Source organism: Mediterraneibacter sp. ICN-202921, assembly GCF_037890075.1.
Lineage (GTDB): Bacteria > Bacillota > Clostridia > Lachnospirales > Lachnospiraceae > Mediterraneibacter > Mediterraneibacter massiliensis.
Genome location: NZ_JBBKBE010000015.1, coordinates 46310 through 66956, shown reverse-complemented (window position 1 = coordinate 66956; position 20647 = coordinate 46310). Strand labels below are relative to the sequence as shown.

Sequence of the window (20647 nt, the reverse complement as noted above, 5' to 3'; positions counted from 1 at the left end):
ACCCCTTTTTTGTCTGTAGAGATAGAGAAGATTACAGAATTTTACAAAAGTTATTTTTCTCTTTCTTTTCTGTGCATAAAATGATATAATCTATCAAGACTGATTAAAAAATATCAAAAAAAGTAGAAAAGAAAGGAATGGAAACAATTTATGCAAAAGAATAAGACGGAATTTAAACCATATATTCCGGCGGAAAAAGTTGTTCCCGAATTTACCGTAACATCTATCCTGATCGGTATTCTTCTGGCTATCGTATTCGGGGCGGCAAATGCTTATCTGGGACTTCGCGTTGGTATGACAGTATCAGCGTCTATTCCTGCGGCTGTTATTTCCATGGGAATCGTGCGTGTGATACTGCGCAGAGATTCGATCCTGGAAAACAATATGGTACAGACGATAGGGTCTGCAGGAGAATCTGTAGCGGCGGGAGCTATTTTTACACTGCCTGCTCTGTTTTTGTGGGCAGAAGAAGGGAAAATAGATACACCTAGTATATTGACGATCTTTTTGGTAGCCTTTGTAGGCGGTATCCTTGGAGTATGCTTTATGGTACCTCTGCGTCAGGCATTGATCGTAGAAGAACATGGAACACTTCCATTTCCGGAAGGAACAGCCTGTGCGGAAGTTCTTCTCGCTGGAGAAGAAGGGGGAAGCAAGGCGGGGACTGTATTTGCCGGACTTGGAATCGCGGCGGCATATAAGTTTATCGCAGATGGTTTTAAGCTTTTTCCAAGTGAGATTGGATATGATTTTAAAGGATATGCAGGTTCTCATATAGGAATACAGGTACTGCCTGCTCTGGCTGGTGTAGGCTATATATGTGGTCCGAAGATTTCCAGTTATATGCTTGCGGGAGGAACATTGAGCTGGTTTGTGCTGATGCCGATGATCGCGTTGTTTGGAGCAGGAGCGACAATCTTCCCGGCGACAAAGTCTATCAGCGAACTGCTTCCATCAGATTTGTGGGGAAGTTATATTAAATATATTGGAGCAGGAGCAGTGGCGGCCGGCGGTATCATCAGCCTTGTAAAAAGTTTTCCGCTTATCATCCGTACATTTAAACAAGCCATGGCGAGTATGTCCAATAATAAGAATAAATCGGATCTTCCGCGTACACAGCAGGATATTCCGATGCCGATCCTGCTCGTGATGATCCTTGTTATCGCAATTGCGATCTGGCTTCTTCCGGCATTTCCGGTAAGTCCGATCGGAGCCCTTGTGGTTGTTGTGTTTGGGTTCTTCTTTGCGACGGTATCTTCCCGTATGGTAGGACTGATCGGTTCTTCTAATAATCCGGTTTCCGGGATGGCGATCGCGACACTGATCATTGCGACGCTGCTTTTAAAAGCAACGGGAACAGACGGCACAACAGGTATGGTGGGAGCGATTGCCATCGGCGGTATCATCTGTGTGATCGCTGCGATCGCAGGCGACTGTTCACAGGATTTAAAGACAGGTTTCATTGTCGGCGCAACGCCAAAGAAACAACAGATCGGCGAGATGGTGGGCGTATTGGCATCCTCTGTTACGATCGGCTTTGTTCTGTATCTGCTAAATGCCGCATGGAAATATGGCTCTGACCAGATACCGGCTCCTCAGGCAACGATGATGAAAATGCTGGTAGAAGGGATCATGAATGCAGAACTGCCGTGGGGACTGATCCTGGTGGGAGTATGTATTGCTGTCGTGGTAGAGATCATAAAGATACCTGTCCTTCCGTTTGCGGTCGGTATGTATCTGCCGTTTAGTTTAAGTGCAGGCATCATGGCCGGCGGAGCTGTACGCTATCTTGTTGAGCGCCGTAAAGGAAGCGAAGAAGAAAAGAAAAAACGTGTGGACAAGGGTCTGCTCTTTACATCTGGTATGATCGCAGGAGAAGGTATCGTCGGAATCATACTTGCCGCATTGGCGGTTTGGAAAGTGGATTCTAAGATCATACTGCCATTCTCATTGCCACAGATTGGAAGCTTTATTATCTTCTTTGTACTCCTGGCAGGACTTTATATGTTATGTGTAAAAAAAGAAAAATAAAAGGATCTTTCTAAGAAGATCTGTGTAGGATGCAGCCTGTTTTTGCAGGCTGTTTCTTACATTGTCAGGAGGTATCGAGATTGAAAAAAGGAAAAGACCAAAATTATCTGGATTTTGTGCCGGTAAAGAACGCAGAGATCGAATATCATGCGGATGAAAAAGGAAAAGTGACTTTATTGATCGAATGGAAAGGATTTTATGCAAAAATCGCACAGAAATTTTTTCATCGGCCGAGAGTAAGTGAGATTGATATGGATGATTATGGCAGTTTTGTCTGGAACTTGATAGACGGCGAGAAAGATGTGCATGCGATTTCGCTGGAATTGGAGAAGAAATTTCCTAAAATGGAAAATGCACTTTCAAGATTGATCAAGTTTATGGAAATTTTGAAAGATCAGCACTTGATCTTCTGGAAAGGAGCAGAAAAGAAATCATGATGCGCTATATTCCGTATATTTTGTTGTTTGCCGCTGCGGCAGCCGTGATCTACGCATGGGGACTCTGGCGTTCTATGCGCCAGCAGCAGGATCTGTCAAATCTGCTTTCTGCTAAAGGAGTGGCCAAAATAAAAAAGGCGCTGAAAAGAAAGGGACCTATGTCGGCAGAAGAGTTGGAAAAGATCGTGGAAGGGCTGACGGCGAGCCAGCCCTTCAGTAGAGAGAGGATACAAGTGACAGATAAAAAAGCATTTTTATCCTCTATCCTTCCTTATATGATCAAGCAGCGGATGATCACCGAAGAAAAAGAAGGTATGGTTGTCAAATACCGTATCAGACGGTGATCTGTGCATATTTAAGACGGTATGTTTCCATTTGCAAGCCGCTGTAATACATCTTTTAAAAATTGATAAAAGCGTGCAAAGGAATCTAACGGCAGGTGCTCCTGCGGAGTATGGCAGTCCAGGATCGTAGGCCCTACGGCAATGGCGTCTAATCCGGGGATCGCATCGCAGAACAGTCCACATTCCAGACCGGCATGTATCGCCTCTATTCTTAAAGTCTGTCCGAAAAGTTCTTGATAACTTTCCTGGAAAACTTTACGTATGGCGGAAGTTTCATTGTAACTCCAGCCGGGGTATTCTCCGATAAATGCGGCGGTAAATCCGAATGTTTCTGCAAGGAGCTTGAAATGTGCTTTTAATTCTTCCAAAAGGGAGGCGACGGAGGAACGAGGAGAGAAGATGATCGTCTGTTTGTCATCTTCTGTTCTTACGACGCCCAGATTAGAAGAAGCGACTACAAATCCATCCATTTTCAGATTACGTTTATGCACACCGTTTGGAGCAAGATACATGGCCAGAAGGAAGGCTCTGGAATCTTCTGCGGTGAAGACCTTTGCCGAGGAATTTTTTTCCATTGTAATCTCCCAGGAAAAGGCGGGCTCATCCGGCAGTATTTCCTCTTGGAACTGGCCGAATAGACGGCGGGCGAGTTCCTCTGCTTTTACGGCGGTATTCGAATCGGTAAAAAGCAGGGTGGCATCGCAGTCGCGGGGGATTGCGTTATCCTTGTTTCCGCCGTTTAGTTCCACCAGGTGATATGCCGATTCTTCCAGCAGACGGCAGCATATCCTTGCCATCAGAAGATTTGCGTTATGGCGTTCTTTGTGGATATCGCTCCCGGAATGTCCCCCTAAGAGCCCTTTTATCGAGAGGCGTAAGAGTGTGCCGTCCAGAGTTTGTCTTTCAGCGGTTTTGGTAAGCTCTATCCGGACGCCTCCGGCACAGCTTACCGTAGCGATCCCTTCTTCTTCAGAATCCATATTGATCATCGTACGGGCAGAGAGTAAAGATTTGTCCAACGCTTTTGCTCCTAAAAGTCCTACTTCTTCTTCTGTGGTGAATACACATTCCAGAGGGGGATGTGTGATGTCCTCATCATCCAGGACCATGAGCATCAGCGCTACTGCGACTCCGTTGTCTGCCCCCAGTGTAGTGCCGTCGGCATAGAGTATTCCGTCTTTTACTTCCAGTGTCAGACCATCTTTTGTAAAGTCGTGCTGTACATTTTTATTTTTTTCACATACCATGTCGATATGTCCCTGGAGCATGATAGGAGGAAGAGAGGCAGCGTTTTTGCTTCCTTCTTTTTTAATAATGACATTATGACTGGAATCTTGATATACCCATAAGTTTCTTTTTTGCGCAAAGTTTACAAGATAATCGCTGATCTGCTTTTCATTGCCGGAACCTCTTGGTATTGCACTGATTTCTTCAAAAAAGTGAAATAATTGTTCGGGCTTATATCCTTTGATCTTATAATCCATATAGTATCTCCTCATTTCTTTACAAATTTTAAAATATTTCATTTTAGATTATAACAGATTTTATTTGGATGTGCATTGTTATTATGGATCAGATATAGATAAACTACACTAGTCAAAGAAAATAAAATTGCGTATAATGTGAATAATGGACTGCAAAAACTACATGTAAAAATAAAGCAGGATTTCGGATCAGAAAGGAAAGCATATGGAACAGATAAAAATAGAAGGAATAGACGCTCCATTGTCCAGGCTGGTATACGGTACGGGCACGGCCATTTTAGAAGGAGATGATCAACAAGCGGCATTTGAGTGTCTGGATATGGCGTGGGAGGCCGGTTTTCGAGTGTTTGATACGGCCCACAGTTATAAACAAGCGGAAGAAAATCTAGGCGCATGGATGGATAAAAGAAGAGTGCGCAAAGAAATCGTGCTTCTGGACAAAGGATGCAACCCGGGGCAGAATGGGAGCGAAGATATATTTTCTGCGGATACGATACGCAGTCATATGACAGAATCTTTACGAAGATTGAAGACAGAAAAGGTAGAGTTCTATATACTCCACCGGGATGATGAGACGAAGCCGGTGGATGAGATCGTAGAAGTTTTGAATGAATATAAGGACAAGGGGATCATCGGGAAATTCGGCGGTTCTAATTGGCGGCTTCCTCGTATTCTCGAAGCAAACGAATATGCCAGGGCGCATGGACTTGCGGGGTTTGAGGCGATCAGTCCGTGTTTTAGTCTTGCCGAACTTGCAACAGATCCCTGGGGAGGAAGCGTTTCTATGGCTCGCAAGGAGAATGAAGATCTGCGCAAATGGGCAGAAGATGCACGGGTATGTACGTTTCCTTACTCTGCGTTGGCGAGAGGCTTCCTTTCCGGCAAATACCGCACAGACGGGCAAAAGGCGATTGAAGAGTGTCTTGGATGGGGAACGATCGCAGAATATGACTGCCCCAAAAACAGAGAACGCCTGCAGCGGGCGGAACAGCTTGCGGACAGGAAAGGATATACGGTGTCGCAGATCTGTCTGGCCTGGCTGCTTGCGCAGGATATGCAGCTGTTTCCGATCGTCAGTCCGACAAAGGAAAGCCATGTGAAGGATAATGCAGAGGCATTGCGGATCGTGCTGACTCCGGAAGAAGTAACATGGCTGGAAAAAGGAAGATAAATTTATATATAAGGTTTACACATATGGAAATCTTCCCAAGGAGCCCAGGGGTCTTGGACAATGAATTTCCCACCGGATATATCCAGGACTTCACCGGTAATAAAGGAAGCGGCATCGGAAGCTAAGAATATTACAGGTTTAGCAACTTCTTCAGGGGTTCCTATGCGCTGCATAACAGCAGTATGGCAAACATATGGCAGTCCTTTAGTCTTCAATACAGTCTCTTTTACCATGTCAGAATTAATAACTCCAGGCGATACAGCGTTGACACGTATATTGTATGGGGCCAGCTCAGAGGCAAGAAGCCTAGTCAAAGAGGCAATGCCACTTTTGGTAACAGCGTAAACACCTACGGAGGTGGTTGCGATCCTGGCAGCCAAAGAACACGTTAATATAATGTTTCCACCGCTAGTTTTCATAAATGGAAGAATAAACTTAGCTGCCATCCAGGCAGAAGTAAGATTTGTATTGAGAATAGTATCCCATGTATGCTTATCCAATTGTGTCAAATAGGACATATGACCAAGTGCAGCATTATGGAATAATACGTCAATATGACCATGTGCATGACCAATCTTATTTATAAAGTTTTTAAATTCTTCTTCGTTTGATACATCTACAGAAAAGGCAGAAGGAGAGAAGCCTTTTCGTTCTGCATCTTTTAAAAAGGAGTTTATTTTATCTTCAGAACGTGAACAGACGATGACTTCGGCTCCTTCTTTTAAGAATTCTAAGGCAGCGGCTTTTCCTATACCGGTAGTTCCACCAGTTATTAATACAATTTTATTTTTTAAATGTAAATCCATACGAAATAAACCTCCTTGTTTTTATAAAAATATGAAAGCGATTCCACACAAAGCTTTTCATAAAGATAGCATTTTTGAAAAATAAAAGCAATATTATTTTTGGAAAAAGTCAAAATATGTATATTAGTTACAAAAATGTGATTTGTATATTGGGGAAAATGTATATTGAAATGCATATATGAACGTGATATTCTAAATGCATAGACGGGAAACGATTCCACAAAAAGGGGGGGGGGGATAGGTGAAAACAAAAATGACAATAGAAGATATTGCCTCTAAAGCTGGAGTAGGAATAGCAACAGTATCCAGAGTATTGAATAATAGAGGGTATGTAAATGAAAAGACGCGAGCTAAGATAGAAGCAGTGATAAAAAAATATGATTATGTACCGTCAGCAACTGCGAGAAATTTTGCAAAGAAAGAAAGTAATATGGTCGCAGTTATCGTACCAGAAGCTCATAATCCATATTTTGCTGCGGCTGTAGAAGGTATATCAGAGGTATTGGAACAGCAGGATCTTTTACTGATTTTATGTAATTCGGATAAGGACTTTATAAAAGAAGAAAAAATACTTTATACGCTGAAGCAGCAGGAATTAAAAGGAATTATAGTTACTCCTGCAATCAATGATCTTAATAAGGGGGGATTAAAAGAGTATAAAGAAATAGTAGAATCATTATATATACCTGTAGTATTCATGGATTCAGGACTAAATTTTTATGAATGGGATGTTGTGTATTTTGATAATACGGCAAATTCGTACAATGCAATAAAAGCTGTAATTGCAGAAGGGAATAGTGAGATAGGGATTATTACAGGAGATTTACGGACAAAGACAGCCAGAGATAGATACAAGGGGTATGCGCAGGCTTTAGAGGAAAGCGGAATAGAGCTTAATGAAAAGTATGTTTATAATGGAGATTTTACAGTGAAGACGGCATACGACATTACCAGAAATATGCTAGCTACAGGCAAGTATCCTGAAATTGTATTTACGAGTAATAACCTTACGACAATCGGTTTTATTAAGGCCGTATATGATGCGAGATTAAAACTAGGAAGAGATATTCAATGCATTTCTTTTGATAAATTGGATACTTTTGAAAAATTAAAGTATAGTTATATTGAAAGAGATCCTTTGCAGATGGGACGACTGGCGGCAACAATGTTGATGGAAAGGATAAAAGATCCTGAACTACCTGCAAGAAAATACTATATGAAATCTAAAATCGTAGTCAATGTCAATAGATAAAATAAGTTTAATCCAGACAGATGTCTGGATTAAAAAAGGAAAAATATGGAAGCGTTTCCATTTTAGGAGGAAGAAAAATGGTAAAAAAAATAATGAATGATCCAAAGAATATTGTAGATGAAATGCTGGAAGGTTTTGTGTTTGCACACAAAGAACTTCAATGGTTTAAGGAATATCGTACAGTAGCGATGAAGAAAAGGAAAGAAAAAGTGGGGCTCGTAGCTCTTGGAGGAAGCGGGCATGAACCTGCACATGCGGGATATATAGGAGAAGGTATGTTAGATGCCGTTGCAGTAGGAAATTTATTTGCTTCGCCTTCACCTGATCAGATATTAAAAGCAATAGAGGAAGCGAACACAGGAAGAGGAGTTCTTGTAATTCTAAAAAATTACTCGGGTGATCTCATGAATTTTTCTATTGCCAAAGAATTAGCAGAGGAGGAAAGTATTCGAGTAGAAAGTGTAGTTGTAAAGGACGATGTAGCAGTACAAGACAGTACCTATTCTACAGGACGAAGAGGAATAGCAGGAACTGTTTTTGTTCATAAGATTGCAGGGGCCCGGGCAGCAGAAGGGGCGGAACTGGAGGAAGTCAAAGCAGTGGCACAAAAGGCCATTGATCATATACGCAGCTTAGGAATATCATTGGGGACATGCATTCTTCCAGGATTAAAGAAACCAGGTTTTTATATTGGTGAAGATGAGATTGAACTAGGTATGGGAATACATGGGGAACCTGGTATTAGAAAAATGGAATTAAAATCATCAGATGAGTTGGCAGAGATTATGTTGAATAGAATTTTGGAGGATTTAGATTACAGGAAACGCGAGGTTGCAGTTCTTATAAATGGATTAGGCGGTACTCCGCAGATGGAATTATATGTATTGGCGGCGAGTCTGAAAAAGGTTTTTGAAAAAGAAGAGGTGGTTACATATAAGGTTATGGTAGGTAATTATATGACCTCTTTGGAAATGGCAGGCTGTTCTGTCTCGCTCATGGAATTAGATGAAGAGTTAAAGCGGTTATTGGACAGACCTTGTATGACACCAGCATTATGTGTTGAATAGTAGAGGAGAGATAAAATGTTTGAATTAAGAAAAGAAGATTACATGAATTATTTACGTGAGGTGGCTGCTCAGATTCATGATAAGGAAGAGTATATCACAGAACTGGATGCAGAAACAGGAGACGGGGACCATTGGCTGAATTTAGACACAGGTTTTCAGAAATTAACAGAAAAAATGGAGGAGTGGAGTGCATGTAGTTATGCGGAATTTTACCGTAATATAGGCATGACTATGATGTCTGCAATGGGCGGGTCGTCCGGAGTACTTTATGGAAGTGCATATTTAAAAACATCAAAATTATTGGAAGGAAAGGACGAAATCACGCCAAAGTTATTGTCGGATATATTAGAAGGATGGGCTTCTGCGATCGCACAGAGAGGGAATACGAAGCCAGGTTTTAAGACGATGCTGGATACAATATATCCTGCTTCTAAAGCATATGCACGGGCAATTGAGAAAGGAGAAGACAGTAAAAGTTGTCTGGAAGAATTGAAAAGAGGGGCAAAAGAAGGGGCGGAAAGTACTAAAAATATGGAAGCAGTCAGAGGACGGGCGAGCTATCGGGAAGATAAATCAGTAGGATATCTGGATCCCGGAGCAGTGACAATGTCGATACAATTAGAATGTCTGGCTGAATTTATTATAAAGAATTTAATCAAATAATTATAGGAAAAGAGAATTTATTCAAATAGTAAAATCGATCCGGAGCAATTTTACTATTTGTTTAAATAGGAAAGTAATTTTTATAAACAAAAAGGAGAAAAAGTATGCAGGTGAAGAAAAGAATGAAAAAGATTTTGGCAATTGTATTGTCCGCAGCACTTTTAACAGGTTTAGGCCTTACTGGTTGTTCCCAGACGGAAGAAAAAGAGGAGGATGGCAAAAAAAGTGAAGTAACAATTGGAATTGCATGGCCATCTTTAGGAACTCAGGCATGGTCAGCTATGGCAGATTATTTGAGATGGTACGTAGAAGACTGGAATAAAGAGAATGATGTACAGATCAAATTAATAGAAACAACTGCCGGAGATGATGCGGCGGCTCAAGAGACGCAGATCAGGGATTTGTTAAACCAAGATGTAGATGTTGTTATATCAGGAGCAATTGATACAACAGCTATTTGGTCTTCCATCACAGAGACGCATGATGCAGGAAAAAAGTTTATGTCATTTTGCCGCAGACTGACACCTGGCGGACCAGAAGCTGATTCTACAGTTGGACCGGATACCTATGATACAGCCTATGTATCTGTAGATGCTGCGATCAAAAAAATGGTAGAAGATGGAATCGCAGCAGAAGACATTCAAGTAATCCGTGTACAGGGGGACTTGAAAGATCAAAATGCCATGCGCTATGGAGAAGGTTGTGAAGCGGCAGTTGAAGATAACGGGGCAAAAATCGTAGCAGATATTGAAAGTAATTGGTCTGTGGAAACAGTTATGAATAAATTAGCACCTACTTTACAGGCAAATGAAAAAGCAAATCTTATTTTTACCCCTAATGAAGATCTGATGTTGGGCGTACAGAGTGTACTGGAAGGCCAGGGACAATGGATCAAGTCTGGAGAAGAAGGGCATATTTATCTGGCAGCTGCCGGTGGATGTGAAATCGGTTTGGAAATGATTCAGAGTGGATACCTGGATGCAACAGGTTATGAAGATTTGAAGGCTGTATCAGAAAATGCAGTGGAAAATGCAGTAAAACTTGCGTTAGGTGAGGAACCAGGCGATTCTTTTGTGAAATCAGAGGCGATTACACAGGAGAATATAGAGCCACTGTTAAGCGAAAATCATTTTTGGGTATATGATTATGTAGAAAAAACAGAAAAGTAGGTGTGTGCCGGCAGGCATACGCCTGCCGGAATTAAAAGGAGGTTTCTATGAGTATACGGCAATATTGTGTTGACAAAAAAAACGCCTTTATAAACAGAAAAGATAAAGAATTTGTTCTTATAAGCCTGCTGGTTGTTATAGCTTTCCTACTTATTATCCTGTTTACTCGTCCTAATTTTTTTAATGCAAGAAATATATCCAGTATTTTGATCCAGTGTAGCGCAGTAGCAATTATGGCGGCCGGACAAATCTACGTTATGGTAAGTGGAGGTATTGATTTGTCTATTCCTTCTGTGATGATGCTTTCTGGTTGTATAGGTGCGCTGATAATGAAAAATACAGGAAGTATAGTTTTAGGAATTTGCTGCATATTTGCAGTATCCATTACGGCGGGGTTGTTTAATGGGTTATCAGTGGCTAAATTAAAAATTAATGCGTTTGTAGCAACAATGATTACAATGTTGATCGCAAACGGACTTTCATTGAAAGTGACTAATTCAAGCAGCATACCTATACCACAGCAATTTACAAAACTATTTGGCAGTTATTACGGTCCATTTCACGCAAATATAATTGCTATGATCATTTGCTTGATTATTCTACAATTTTTATTGACTAAGACAGGATTTGGACGTTGTATCTATGCGATAGGAACAAACGAAAAGAGTGCGGAATCATGTGGGATTCCGACTAGTAGAGTAAAAATTCAAGTGTATCTTATTTCTGGTATTTTGTCAGGAATTGCAGCGGTTGCGTTAACAGCCAGATTATCTTCCTCTTCACTGTCATTAGCGTCTGATTCAACATCTTTGGATGTTATTGCGGCGGCGATTATCGGTGGAGCGAGTATAAAAGGGGGAGTAGGAACTGCTCTAGGAGCTTTTGTAGGAGCATTTACAATTAATGGCTTATCGAATTTGCTGGTATTATATGGAATTGATTATTATACGATTCAAATAATAAAAGGTTTAGTATTTATTTTTATTACGTATTTTGATACTATCCGTTCAAAAGTGAGGAGGGAGGTATAAAATATGCAAAACCAAAAATATTTTGAGGCAAAAAGATTACATAAATATTTCCCAGGAGTACATGCTTTAAATGATGTAAGTATAGCGGCGGACAAAGGAGAAGTATTAGGTGTTATAGGAATTAACGGAGCCGGTAAATCTACATTTATGAATGCTTTGGCGGGAGAAATCTGTATAGATTCAGGAGAATATTATATAGATGGTATAAAGACAGAAATTAGAAATCAAAAAGATTCTGAAAAAAATAAGATCGCATTGATCCACCAGGAAGCGGTTGTATTCAAGGATATTACGGTTGCAGAAAATATTTTTATATACAATATGCAGAAATATGAAAAAGCAGGATGTCTGCAGTATAAGAGAATGTTTAAGGATGCGGCAAAATACCTGGAGATGATTGGTGCAGACGTAAATCCAAAAGAGTTAGTGAAAAATATTACAGTAGGACAAAGGCAGATGATCGAAATTGCAAGAGCTTTGGCAAGGAGTGCAGAAATCGTTTTATTTGACGAACCGACATCATCGCTGTCTATTGAGGAAAAAGAGAATTTATTCCGCATTATCGGACAATTAAAAGAACAGAAGAAGATCGTTATGTATATTACGCACTTTCTAGATGAAATTATCCGCGTATGTGACAGAGCAACAGTAATGAGAGACGGAAAAGTGGTAGGAGATTTCCGGATGAGTGAAGTAAGTACAAGAGATTTGATCACTGGAATTGCTGGACGAGAGGTAGAAACGATTATTAACCGGACGGAAGAGACGAACAGGGAAGATGTTTTAAAAGTAGAGGATCTGAATTGTTATCCTATGGTTAAAAACGTAAATTTCACAGCAAAAAAGGGAGAAATTTTAGGATTATGGGGTCTGTTGGGCTCTGGAAGAACAGAAATTATAAGGAGCATTTTAGGACTGGATAAAGCAGACAGTGGAAATGTATATAGAAGAAGTTCAAATGGCGACATGGTAAAGATCAGCGGACATAGGTTATTGGAAGAATGTGCCTATGTAACAGAAGACAGGCATCAGGATGGTTTGTTTATGCCTATGCCTATTTGGAAGAATATTACGATGGCGAATCTGCGTAAATTTTCAAATATACAAATGAATGAGAAGAAGGAACATATATATGCAAAAGAAATGATTCAGGAAATGGAGATTAAAACACCGGACGAAAATGTATCCGTTGGAACTTTAAGCGGAGGAAACCAGCAGAAAGTTGTGATGGCCAGATGTATCGGCAAAAATCCGGATATATTTTTTATCGATGAACCCACAAGAGGAGTTGATGTCAATGCGAAATCTTTCATTCATAAAAAGATTTTAGAACTGGCACAACGAGGGTGTACAGTTGTAATGGTATCTTCAGAAATAGAAGAGAATTTGAATTTATGCGATAGAGTGTTGATTGTAAGAAATGGAGAAATAACAGCAGAAGTAAAAAAGAAAGATATCAATAAACAGTGCTTGATGGATCTTTGTCTTGGAATAGAAAAGGAGGGCAGAAAATGAGTAAAACCATGAAACTTAAAAATATAAAATTAACAGCTCTCAATAATGCGGTGTATATATTTGGACTTCTGATGATTATTACGTTTTCTGTTCTATCTGAACATTTTTTTACGGCTACGAATGGAATTACTATTTTAAGAAATTCTACTTTGATGTTATCTATAGGAATCGGACTCACCTTTGCGCTGATCGTCGGAGAACTAGATCTGTCTGTAGGAGCAAACTGTAGGTTTGCAGCATCAGTCAGTGCGCTTTTGATGGTGAATTATGGATGGAATCCGTATCTGTGTATGTTGCTCATGCCTCTTTTGGGAGCCGCGGTAGGACTTATAAACGGCGTGTTGGTAACCAGAGTGAAATTAAATGCTTGGCTGGTAACATTGTCCATGAAATTGGTTTTGGTAGGAGTTGTCGTAAAACTAACAAATACAGTGGCGATCAATATGCCGGATGAAGTTTTGAAGTTCCGTAACATAAAGATATTTGGCCTGTCCAGCTTTATTATATTTATTTTAGTCATTATGTTGGTGATGCAGATTGTTTTAAAATATACCGCATTTGGAAGAAAGCTGGTTGCGGTTGGCTCTAATCCGGCAGCTGCGGAAAAATTAGGAATCAGTGTGAAGAATTATAAGCTGGCAGCTTTTGTGATTTCCGGTTTGTTTGCAGGTCTTGGAGGATTACTGATCTCGATAAACTTAGGAAGCATTACAAGAGAATTAGGCGATGGATATGAATTTACAGCTGTATCGGCGGTTGTTCTGGGAGGAGTCTCTCTGGCTGGCGGGGAAGGGAATGTTTTTCCTAAGGCGTTTGTTGGAGTCCTGATTCTGACAATGATTGAAAATGGTCTGACAATGGTAGGGGCGGATATTTATCTGTTTCAGGTGGCTAAGGCATTGATCATCTTTTTGATGATGTATATTGACTCCATAAAAAATAAAATGTGATGAGGAAGAGAAATGCAGCAAACAATATTTACAGGAGGATATACCAAGGCTTCAAAAGGAATCTATATTTGCGAATTTGATGATGAAGCGAAAAAGATTTTCATAAGAGGAGTAGAAAAAAATTGTAAAAATCCTAATTTTATTGCAGTAAATTGGAAAAAAAACCTTCTGTGTGCATTAAATGAAAATCAGGAACATACCTGGATCACGCTATATAAAATATTTGATTCTGAAAAACTGACCCTTTTAGATAGTCTGGAAATAGGGGGAAAGGGACCCTGTCACATCAGTATAGATGAAGAGGGAAAAAGAATTTTTTATGCCAATTATGAGAGCGGCGATATCGGTATGGTATGGATAGAAGGAGAACGGCTGTCAAAGGAGGTAAAAAGAGTTTATCATCAGGGGAGAAGTATCACACAGCGTCAAAAAAACGCACATCCTCATGGAGTACATATCATATATCAAAATAAGTTAGTTGTGCCTGATCTGGGGACAGACCAAATATACATTTATGATATTAGTGGCCGAGATTTGAAATTTGAGGAAATCATACCGGTGAGAGCAGGAGATGGACCTAGGCATGCGGTACTGCATTCAAATAAAAAAGTGCTATATGTTATATGTGAATTACAAAATGTGATTTATACATTTATATTAGAAGGAGAAAAATGGAAAGAAATACAGAGAATTTCTATTTTGCCCCCAGAAATACCAGGAGAATTTATTGCAGGTGAAGTGGAAGTGACCTGGGATGGGAAATGGTTATTGGCATCGACAAGGACATGGGGAGAAAATGCAGAAAAGGAAGGTTATATTTCCATTTTTTCTATAAAAGAGGGCGGAAAATTAGATTATAGACAAACAGTTGGATCTGGAGGGAGCCATCCCAGAATGTTTACAATAACAAAGAACGGAAAATATGTACTGGCCGCAAACCAGTACTCAGATGTTTTAGTTGTGTTTACATTGGATCAAATAACAGGAGAATTAAAAAGAAGTTGTTCCGTTCAGATTCCGGAAATAACATGTGTAGTATGTGAGTAAGAAAGGAAAGGCAATATGAATAAAAAAGCAGCAATTACAGGTGGCAGCAGAGGAATTGGAAGAGGAATCGTAAGAAGACTGGCAAAGGATGGATACGATATTTCTTTTACATATAGTTCGGAACGTGGAAAGGTGCAGGCAGAAGCACTGGTAAAAGAAATCAAAGAGAAATATCGGGTAAAATGTTTCGCGCATCAGGCAGCCTTAAATGAGAAAGGTGAGGCAGAGAAATTTGTGCAGAAAGCATATCATGAACTTGAAGGACTTGATTTACTGGTATGCAATGCCGGACAGTCTCTGGTCAATAGTATTTATGAGATGGATGAGAAGACGATTGATTTTTTGATCAATTTAGATTTCCGTTCTTATCTGATGGCAGCCCGGGAAGCGGGCAGGATCATGGGTGAGAATAAGATTAAAGGAAATATTATATTTATTTCTTCCTGCCGTGGCATAAGGGCGTATCCATATGATGAGCTATATGGCGGATTAAAGGCTGGTCTGATACGTTCTATACAGACGTTTGCTTTAGATCTGGCTCCTTATGGAATCCGGGCAAATTGTATTTCGCCAGGACCGATCAGGGTGAGAACGAGCGAGGAAATGAGAGAAGAAGGGGTTTGTGAACAGGAGATAGAAGATCTGGATAATCTATGGAAACAGCTGCCTTTAGAGAGAATGGGAACACCGGAAGATATAGCAAATGCAGTATCTTTTATAGCCAGTGAGCAGGCCTCTTATATTACAGGTGCGAACCTTGTGATTGATGGAGCGGCTTCTCTGCCGGGAATTCCTGAAAACCGTCCGAAAGACGATGAAGAGTTTAAAGTGTGGTGCAATTTTAAGCGGAGGTGGTAGACAAATGATGAAAATCGTATGTGGGAGTAAAGAAAGAGATACACAGGCAAAAGTGATTCTGCAGGATGGAGAATTTCGATATGAACTACAAAAAGAGGTGTTGGAACTTCCGGATTTTCTGAAATATGCGCCGCTTTGTACAGGATGTTGTGATAAAGAAGATTTTCTTTATTTAGTTACCCGTGATTATAAACATCCAATTGTTGTGATGGACCAGAATGGGAAATATGTTCGAGATTTTGGAGAAGGATTATTTCAGTTTATCCATTCTATATTTATAACAGAGCATAATACATTGTTGTGTGCAGATGCAAATGCTCATGTGATTCGTGAACTATCTCTTGACGGTGAGGTAATACGTGATTTTGGAAATTATGGTGTTCCAAGTGACAGTGGATATCAGGGAAATATTTGGAGAGATATGCATCGGGAAGGAAATATCATACCGATGAATCTTCCCTTTCAGAAAGATTGGAGCTTTATTGAGAGCATCAAGTCGATTAAACGAGCGGCAGAACCATTTAATCGTCCGACATGTGCTGTGGAAACGTCAAAAGGCGACATTTTCGTAAGTGATGGTTATGCAAACTGTGCTTTACATAAATTTTCACAGGATGGAACGCTGCAGCATACATGGGGGGCGCCGGGAATAGGACCGGGGAAATTCTTTGTCATGCATAGTCTATGGGTTGATAAGAAGGATAGGATATGGGTGGCGGACAGAGAAGGAAACAGCATTCAAGTATTTACAGATGAGGGAGAACTTTTGATGTATTGCTCAGAAGGTCTTTATCAGCCGTCAGAGATATGGGCAGATGACCAATATATCTATGTAGGAGAACGAGGAGGCGTGACAATTTTTGATTATAATATGGAAATTGCCGCACAGATCGGGTTCTATATGTCCTCTTTGATGACACATGGCTTTTGTGGAGACTCAAAAGGAAACTTATATATTATGACCTTAAGTCAGGATATACCGTATTCATTATTAAAGTTGAAAAAATGCGATTAATAAGATGGTAGGAGGAAAAGAGCATGTTGGTATATATTAATGGGAAAAAGACAGGAGAAGATTTGAAACAAATGGAAATCACAAATCCGGTAAATGGACAAGTAGTAGATACGGTTCCGGAAATACCAGAGGCATTGATCGATGAAGCTGTGACAGCGGCCAGAGAAGGACTGTTGGAGTGGGGGGCTTATTCTCAGGGAAAAAGAAATGAGATCATATATAAATATATTCATCTATATGAAGCGAAGAAAAAGGATATCGCAAAAATTTTAACGCTGGAAACAGGAAAAACACTAGTAGAAGCAGAAGCAGAGTTTGATGTGTGTACGAAGGTAACAAGAGGGTATTGTGAGATGGCGGCACACCTATATGGGAATTGTATGCCAGGCGGCAGTACACTTGGAAATGAAGAAACGGATATTATTTTTACCAGGAGAGAACCGCTGGGCGTTATGGCCATTATACTTCCGTTTAATTATCCTGTAGATCTCTTCTCACATAAAGTAATGCCTGCCTTGGTAGCGGGAAATTCTGTGATAGTAAAACCACCAACAAATAATCCGTTGGCAATTACTATGATGGTTGAACTGCTGTATGAAGCCGGTGTACCGAAGCGTGCAGTACAGGTAGTAACAGGTCGAGGTTCTAAAGTGGGGGACTATTTATGCGGAAATCCAGGCTTGGATGCAATCTCTATGACAGGAAGTACAGAAGTAGGAACTGAAATCTATAAGAAGGCTGCAGCTAATTTAACCAGAGTCTTTTTGGAATTAGGGGGAAATGATGCTTTCATTGTACTGGAAGATGCAGATGTTGATCTGGCTGTAGATGAAGCAATAGGAAGCAGATTAGGAAATGCCGGGCAGATCTGTTGTGCAAGTAAGCGATTTTTAGTACACGAGAAGGTAGAAGAAGAATTTACTCGTAAATTAGTAGATAAGCTGTCGAAGGTGAAAATGGGAGATCCCATGGATCCGGCATATACGGTTGGCTGTCTGATCAGCGAAAAAGCAGCAATTCAAGTAGAAGAACAAGTAAATGTTTGTATTGCACAGGGAGCACAATGTGCTTTGGGTGGCAAGCGGTATGAGAAAGCCTTCTTTCAGCCGACTGTACTGACAGGTGTGACTGCAGAGATGGATGTGGCAAAAGATATGGAAATCTTTGGACCGGTTTTCCCAATTATAACAATCCGGTCAGAGGAAGAGGCAATTCGAATTGCAAATCAGTCTTGCTATGGTCTTTCTGGATCTGTATTTAGCGGAAATGTAGGTAGAGCCATTTCTGTATCTTCTAGATTACAGACCGCTGGGAATGTTATTAACGGAGGCAGTGCATACCGTGTTCCAGATCTGGCATTTGGTGGATATAAGAAAAGTGGAATCGGAAGAGAAGGTATTTCTCGGACATTAGAAGAGTTGACGCAGGAAAAGAATTATATATTAAAAGGAGTTTTATAGGAGGATGTTATGCAAGGAATATATACAGCGATTGTAACGGCATTTCAAGACAACGGGGAGATTGATGAGAAAGGGACGAGAAGTGTCATAAGACACAGTATAGATCATTGTAAAGCGGATGGGATATTAGTCGGTGGAACAATGGGAGAAAGATATAAGATGTCTACAGAGTCTATGAAGAGATTGCTGGAGGTTGCGGCGGCAGAAATAAATGGAAAAGTTGATATGGTTGCTAATATTTCAGCAATATCACGAGAAGAAGTGCTGGAATTGGGAACTGCTGCAGCTGCAAATGGATATGCAACGGCTACACTTATAGCACCAATTTTTCATAAATATAGTGAAGAAGAAATCAAACAGTATTATTATGATATAGCGGACCATAGTAAATTACCTTTGATGATTTATGTAATTCCCTCTTTTTCAGGAGTGAATTTTACAGAAAATATGTTAGAAACACTTTTAGAACATCCAAATATTATAGGCATGAAGTTTACACATAACGATTATTACTTGTTGGACAGAATACGTGTGAAAAAACCAGAAGCTACACTTTTTACAGGATTTGACGATATCCTATTGCAGGCATTGATCATGGGAACAAACGGTGCGATAGGAGGTACATTTAATTTGACAGGTGTATTTGCTAAAAAATTATATGGGGCAGCATGCCGTAAAGAATATGAGATGGCATTAAAATATCAGAGAAATATTAATGATGTGGAAGATATGTTAAATGAAACGGGACTTTTTCCGACAATTAAAGCGACGCTGCAGGTTATGGGAATACCGTGTGGAGAATTGAAAGCACCTAGCATGCCTATTACGGAGAGACAGAGGGAGCAGGGCAAAAAGATTTTAGACTATCTGGAGAGGAATGGAGGATGAAAACATATAATATTCGCAATGAATATGTATCGCTGACAGTTTCAGAATTGGGAGCGGAAGTGATTTCTTTACAGGATATTCAGACAGAGACAGAATTTATCTGGCAAGGAGATACCCGATACTGGAATGAACATTCTCCATTGTTATTTCCGGCTGTGGGAGATTGGAAGGATAATCAGTATGAATATGAGGGAAAAATATACCAGATGCCTTTGCACGGTTTTGCAAGATATCAAAAATTCTCTGTTATATCCAAGGAAAATCAGTTGATTTGTATTTTATGTTCCAATGAGGAAACCCGACAGTATTATCCATTTTCTTTCTCTTTAAAAATTGTATATAGCCTAGATAAAAATATTGTGCATGTAGAGCAGTATATAAGCAACACGTCTGATAAGAAAATGCCATATTCGATTGGAGAACATATAGGATTTCGGCTTCCTTTGCATGAAGAAGAAGCATACGAGGACTATTATGTGGAATTTGAGAAAGAAGAAACGGCATGCAGGTATCCTCTCATGGACGGCAGAATGATCGGAAAGCCTATACCTTGTCTTGAAAGAGAAAAAAGTATCAAGCTGAAAGCCGATATGTTTGAAAACGGAGCGTGGAATTTTGAAGGCCTCTCTTCGGAAAGAGTGTATATAAAAAGTGTTCTGCATGATATAAAGGTGATACTTGATTTCCCGGATTTTAGCCATTTTTCCTTGTGGTCTATACCGTCAGCACCGTATTTGTGTCTGGAACCATGCAATGGAATGGCGGGGCTGCCTTCAGAGGGGGCCGATCCGTTTAAAAAAAGAGGAATACATATTTTAGATCCTGGCAAAGAAGAAACTGCTGTATATAGTATTTCGATTGAGAATAATGACATAAACAGAAAATTAAAAGAAGAATTTGAAAACTCGATTATAGAAAAACGAAATTCTGTTCGGAAGTTTTTGAAAAGAGTCGTAACCAAAGAGAAAATAAAAGCAATCCTTCGCCATGCTATGACTGCCCCGAGTGCAGGAAATAACAGAGAATGGGAATTTTTTGTAGTCAGTAAAAAAGAAGATAAAAAAAGAATTTCTTTGATGAGTCCATATGCAGGGCCGGCGGCCGAGGCAGGCGCTTTGATTATTCCTTGTATGAATAGAGAAGTTATGAAGAAGGATAAACAAGGGAATATGTGGTGGATACAAGATTTAGCCGCATGTGCACAAACAATTTTACTGGCAGCAAAAGAGGAAGGTATAGACGGAGTATGGATGGGAATGTATCCAGATAGTGAAAGGGTAAAAAAATTATCGGACTATCTAAAGTGTGGAGAAAAGCTTGTACCATTTGCTGTTATCGCAGTAGGATATGCAGGCGTAAAAATCGTGAGAAGAGAAAAGTACGATGAAAAACTTGTACATTATATATAAGAAAATGGTGTTATGTATTGCATAACACCATTTTCTTATATAGTAGGAGA

19 protein-coding genes are annotated in these 20647 nt (G+C 40.0%); 17 read left to right on the top strand and 2 right to left on the bottom strand.

The genetic code is table 11. The features are described 5' to 3' along the window. Positions 1–150 precede the first annotated feature (150 nt). From WKT01_RS11060 to WKT01_RS11050, 3 genes are all read left to right on the top strand, one after another. Positions 151–2031 carry an OPT family oligopeptide transporter gene (locus WKT01_RS11060; RefSeq protein ID WP_117975771.1) on the top strand — a complete coding sequence of 627 codons (1881 nt, stop codon included), beginning with the start codon at positions 151–153 and terminating at the stop codon, positions 2029–2031. 80 nt (positions 2032–2111) lie between these two features. Then, positions 2112–2468, top strand: a complete 357-nt coding sequence (locus WKT01_RS11055; RefSeq protein ID WP_270396344.1) for a PqqD family protein — start codon at positions 2112–2114, stop codon at positions 2466–2468. Then, complete coding sequence (locus WKT01_RS11050) at positions 2465–2812, top strand: hypothetical protein (protein ID WP_270396342.1); 348 nt, start codon at positions 2465–2467, stop codon at positions 2810–2812. The genes WKT01_RS11055 and WKT01_RS11050 overlap by 4 nt, the downstream gene beginning before the upstream one ends. 11 nt (positions 2813–2823) lie before the next feature. On the opposite strand, the gene WKT01_RS11045 is transcribed toward WKT01_RS11050, so the two are convergent. Further along, positions 2824–4296, bottom strand: coding sequence for an aminoacyl-histidine dipeptidase (locus tag WKT01_RS11045; protein WP_340312346.1), 1473 nt, complete (start codon positions 4294–4296; stop codon positions 2824–2826). Positions 4297–4501: 205 nt separating this feature from the next. Between WKT01_RS11045 and WKT01_RS11040 the strand changes: the two genes are divergently transcribed. Beyond that, positions 4502–5467: an aldo/keto reductase gene (locus tag WKT01_RS11040; RefSeq protein ID WP_117975767.1), complete on the top strand. Its 966-nt coding sequence runs from the start codon at positions 4502–4504 to the stop codon at positions 5465–5467. Positions 5468–5469: 2 nt separating this feature from the next. On the opposite strand, the gene WKT01_RS11035 is transcribed toward WKT01_RS11040, so the two are convergent. Then, positions 5470–6273 carry an SDR family NAD(P)-dependent oxidoreductase gene (locus WKT01_RS11035; RefSeq protein WP_117975766.1) on the bottom strand — a complete coding sequence of 268 codons (804 nt, stop codon included), beginning with the start codon at positions 6271–6273 and terminating at the stop codon, positions 5470–5472. Between the two features lie 241 nt (positions 6274–6514). Here WKT01_RS11035 and WKT01_RS11030 point away from each other — a divergent pair, with 241 nt between their 5' ends. From WKT01_RS11030 to WKT01_RS10970, 13 genes are all read left to right on the top strand, one after another. After that, positions 6515–7525 (top strand): LacI family DNA-binding transcriptional regulator, encoded by a 1011-nt coding sequence (locus WKT01_RS11030; protein ID WP_270396211.1) that lies wholly within the window; start codon positions 6515–6517, stop codon positions 7523–7525. A gap of 77 nt (positions 7526–7602) precedes the next feature. After that, entirely contained in the window at positions 7603–8592 is a 990-nt protein-coding gene (gene dhaK, locus WKT01_RS11025) for a dihydroxyacetone kinase subunit DhaK (RefSeq protein WP_117975764.1), read from the top strand. A gap of 15 nt (positions 8593–8607) precedes the next feature. Then, complete coding sequence (gene dhaL / locus WKT01_RS11020; RefSeq protein WP_117975763.1) at positions 8608–9255, top strand: dihydroxyacetone kinase subunit DhaL; 648 nt, start codon at positions 8608–8610, stop codon at positions 9253–9255. A gap of 104 nt (positions 9256–9359) precedes the next feature. After that, positions 9360–10424 carry a sugar ABC transporter substrate-binding protein gene (locus WKT01_RS11015; protein WP_117975762.1) on the top strand — a complete coding sequence of 355 codons (1065 nt, stop codon included), beginning with the start codon at positions 9360–9362 and terminating at the stop codon, positions 10422–10424. A 47-nt stretch (positions 10425–10471) separates the two neighbouring features. Beyond that, a complete protein-coding gene (locus WKT01_RS11010; RefSeq protein WP_117975761.1) occupies positions 10472–11455 on the top strand; it encodes an ABC transporter permease in 984 nt (327 codons plus the stop codon). A gap of 3 nt (positions 11456–11458) precedes the next feature. Further along, complete coding sequence (locus tag WKT01_RS11005) at positions 11459–12970, top strand: sugar ABC transporter ATP-binding protein (protein ID WP_117975760.1); 1512 nt, start codon at positions 11459–11461, stop codon at positions 12968–12970. Next, positions 12967–13920 carry an ABC transporter permease gene (locus WKT01_RS11000; RefSeq protein ID WP_117975759.1) on the top strand — a complete coding sequence of 318 codons (954 nt, stop codon included), beginning with the start codon at positions 12967–12969 and terminating at the stop codon, positions 13918–13920. The genes WKT01_RS11005 and WKT01_RS11000 overlap by 4 nt, the downstream gene beginning before the upstream one ends. A gap of 12 nt (positions 13921–13932) precedes the next feature. Further along, positions 13933–14967: a lactonase family protein gene (locus WKT01_RS10995; RefSeq protein WP_117975758.1), complete on the top strand. Its 1035-nt coding sequence runs from the start codon at positions 13933–13935 to the stop codon at positions 14965–14967. Between the two features lie 15 nt (positions 14968–14982). Next, the gene (locus tag WKT01_RS10990) at positions 14983–15825 is read left to right on the top strand and encodes an SDR family NAD(P)-dependent oxidoreductase (protein WP_117975757.1); all 843 of its coding nucleotides are present in this window, start codon (positions 14983–14985) and stop codon (positions 15823–15825) included. Positions 15826–15829: 4 nt separating this feature from the next. Beyond that, positions 15830–16840: a 6-bladed beta-propeller gene (locus WKT01_RS10985; protein ID WP_270396207.1), complete on the top strand. Its 1011-nt coding sequence runs from the start codon at positions 15830–15832 to the stop codon at positions 16838–16840. 23 nt (positions 16841–16863) lie between these two features. After that, on the top strand, positions 16864–18300 hold the full coding sequence (locus tag WKT01_RS10980; RefSeq protein ID WP_340312342.1) for an aldehyde dehydrogenase family protein: 1437 nt from the start codon (positions 16864–16866) through the stop codon (positions 18298–18300). A 9-nt stretch (positions 18301–18309) separates the two neighbouring features. Next, positions 18310–19188 (top strand): dihydrodipicolinate synthase family protein, encoded by an 879-nt coding sequence (locus tag WKT01_RS10975; protein WP_340312341.1) that lies wholly within the window; start codon positions 18310–18312, stop codon positions 19186–19188. Next, positions 19185–20597 carry an aldose epimerase family protein gene (locus WKT01_RS10970; protein WP_117975754.1) on the top strand — a complete coding sequence of 471 codons (1413 nt, stop codon included), beginning with the start codon at positions 19185–19187 and terminating at the stop codon, positions 20595–20597. The genes WKT01_RS10975 and WKT01_RS10970 overlap by 4 nt, the downstream gene beginning before the upstream one ends. The last annotated feature ends 50 nt before the right edge of the window (positions 20598–20647 follow it).

Coding starts and splice junctions, on each gene's coding strand:
- WKT01_RS10975 (WP_340312341.1), top strand. CDS start 18,310: ATGCAAGGAATATATACAGCGATTGTAACGGCATTTCAAGACAACGGG.
- WKT01_RS11000 (WP_117975759.1), top strand. CDS start 12,967: ATGAGTAAAACCATGAAACTTAAAAATATAAAATTAACAGCTCTCAAT.
- dhaK (WP_117975764.1), top strand. CDS start 7,603: ATGGTAAAAAAAATAATGAATGATCCAAAGAATATTGTAGATGAAATG.
- WKT01_RS10980 (WP_340312342.1), top strand. CDS start 16,864: ATGTTGGTATATATTAATGGGAAAAAGACAGGAGAAGATTTGAAACAA.
- WKT01_RS11045 (WP_340312346.1), bottom strand. CDS start 4,296: ATGGATTATAAGATCAAAGGATATAAGCCCGAACAATTATTTCACTTT.
- WKT01_RS11010 (WP_117975761.1), top strand. CDS start 10,472: ATGAGTATACGGCAATATTGTGTTGACAAAAAAAACGCCTTTATAAAC.
- WKT01_RS10990 (WP_117975757.1), top strand. CDS start 14,983: ATGAATAAAAAAGCAGCAATTACAGGTGGCAGCAGAGGAATTGGAAGA.
- WKT01_RS11015 (WP_117975762.1), top strand. CDS start 9,360: ATGCAGGTGAAGAAAAGAATGAAAAAGATTTTGGCAATTGTATTGTCC.
- WKT01_RS11040 (WP_117975767.1), top strand. CDS start 4,502: ATGGAACAGATAAAAATAGAAGGAATAGACGCTCCATTGTCCAGGCTG.
- WKT01_RS11050 (WP_270396342.1), top strand. CDS start 2,465: ATGATGCGCTATATTCCGTATATTTTGTTGTTTGCCGCTGCGGCAGCC.
- WKT01_RS10985 (WP_270396207.1), top strand. CDS start 15,830: ATGATGAAAATCGTATGTGGGAGTAAAGAAAGAGATACACAGGCAAAA.
- dhaL (WP_117975763.1), top strand. CDS start 8,608: ATGTTTGAATTAAGAAAAGAAGATTACATGAATTATTTACGTGAGGTG.
- WKT01_RS11060 (WP_117975771.1), top strand. CDS start 151: ATGCAAAAGAATAAGACGGAATTTAAACCATATATTCCGGCGGAAAAA.
- WKT01_RS10995 (WP_117975758.1), top strand. CDS start 13,933: ATGCAGCAAACAATATTTACAGGAGGATATACCAAGGCTTCAAAAGGA.
- WKT01_RS10970 (WP_117975754.1), top strand. CDS start 19,185: ATGAAAACATATAATATTCGCAATGAATATGTATCGCTGACAGTTTCA.
- WKT01_RS11035 (WP_117975766.1), bottom strand. CDS start 6,273: ATGGATTTACATTTAAAAAATAAAATTGTATTAATAACTGGTGGAACT.
- WKT01_RS11005 (WP_117975760.1), top strand. CDS start 11,459: ATGCAAAACCAAAAATATTTTGAGGCAAAAAGATTACATAAATATTTC.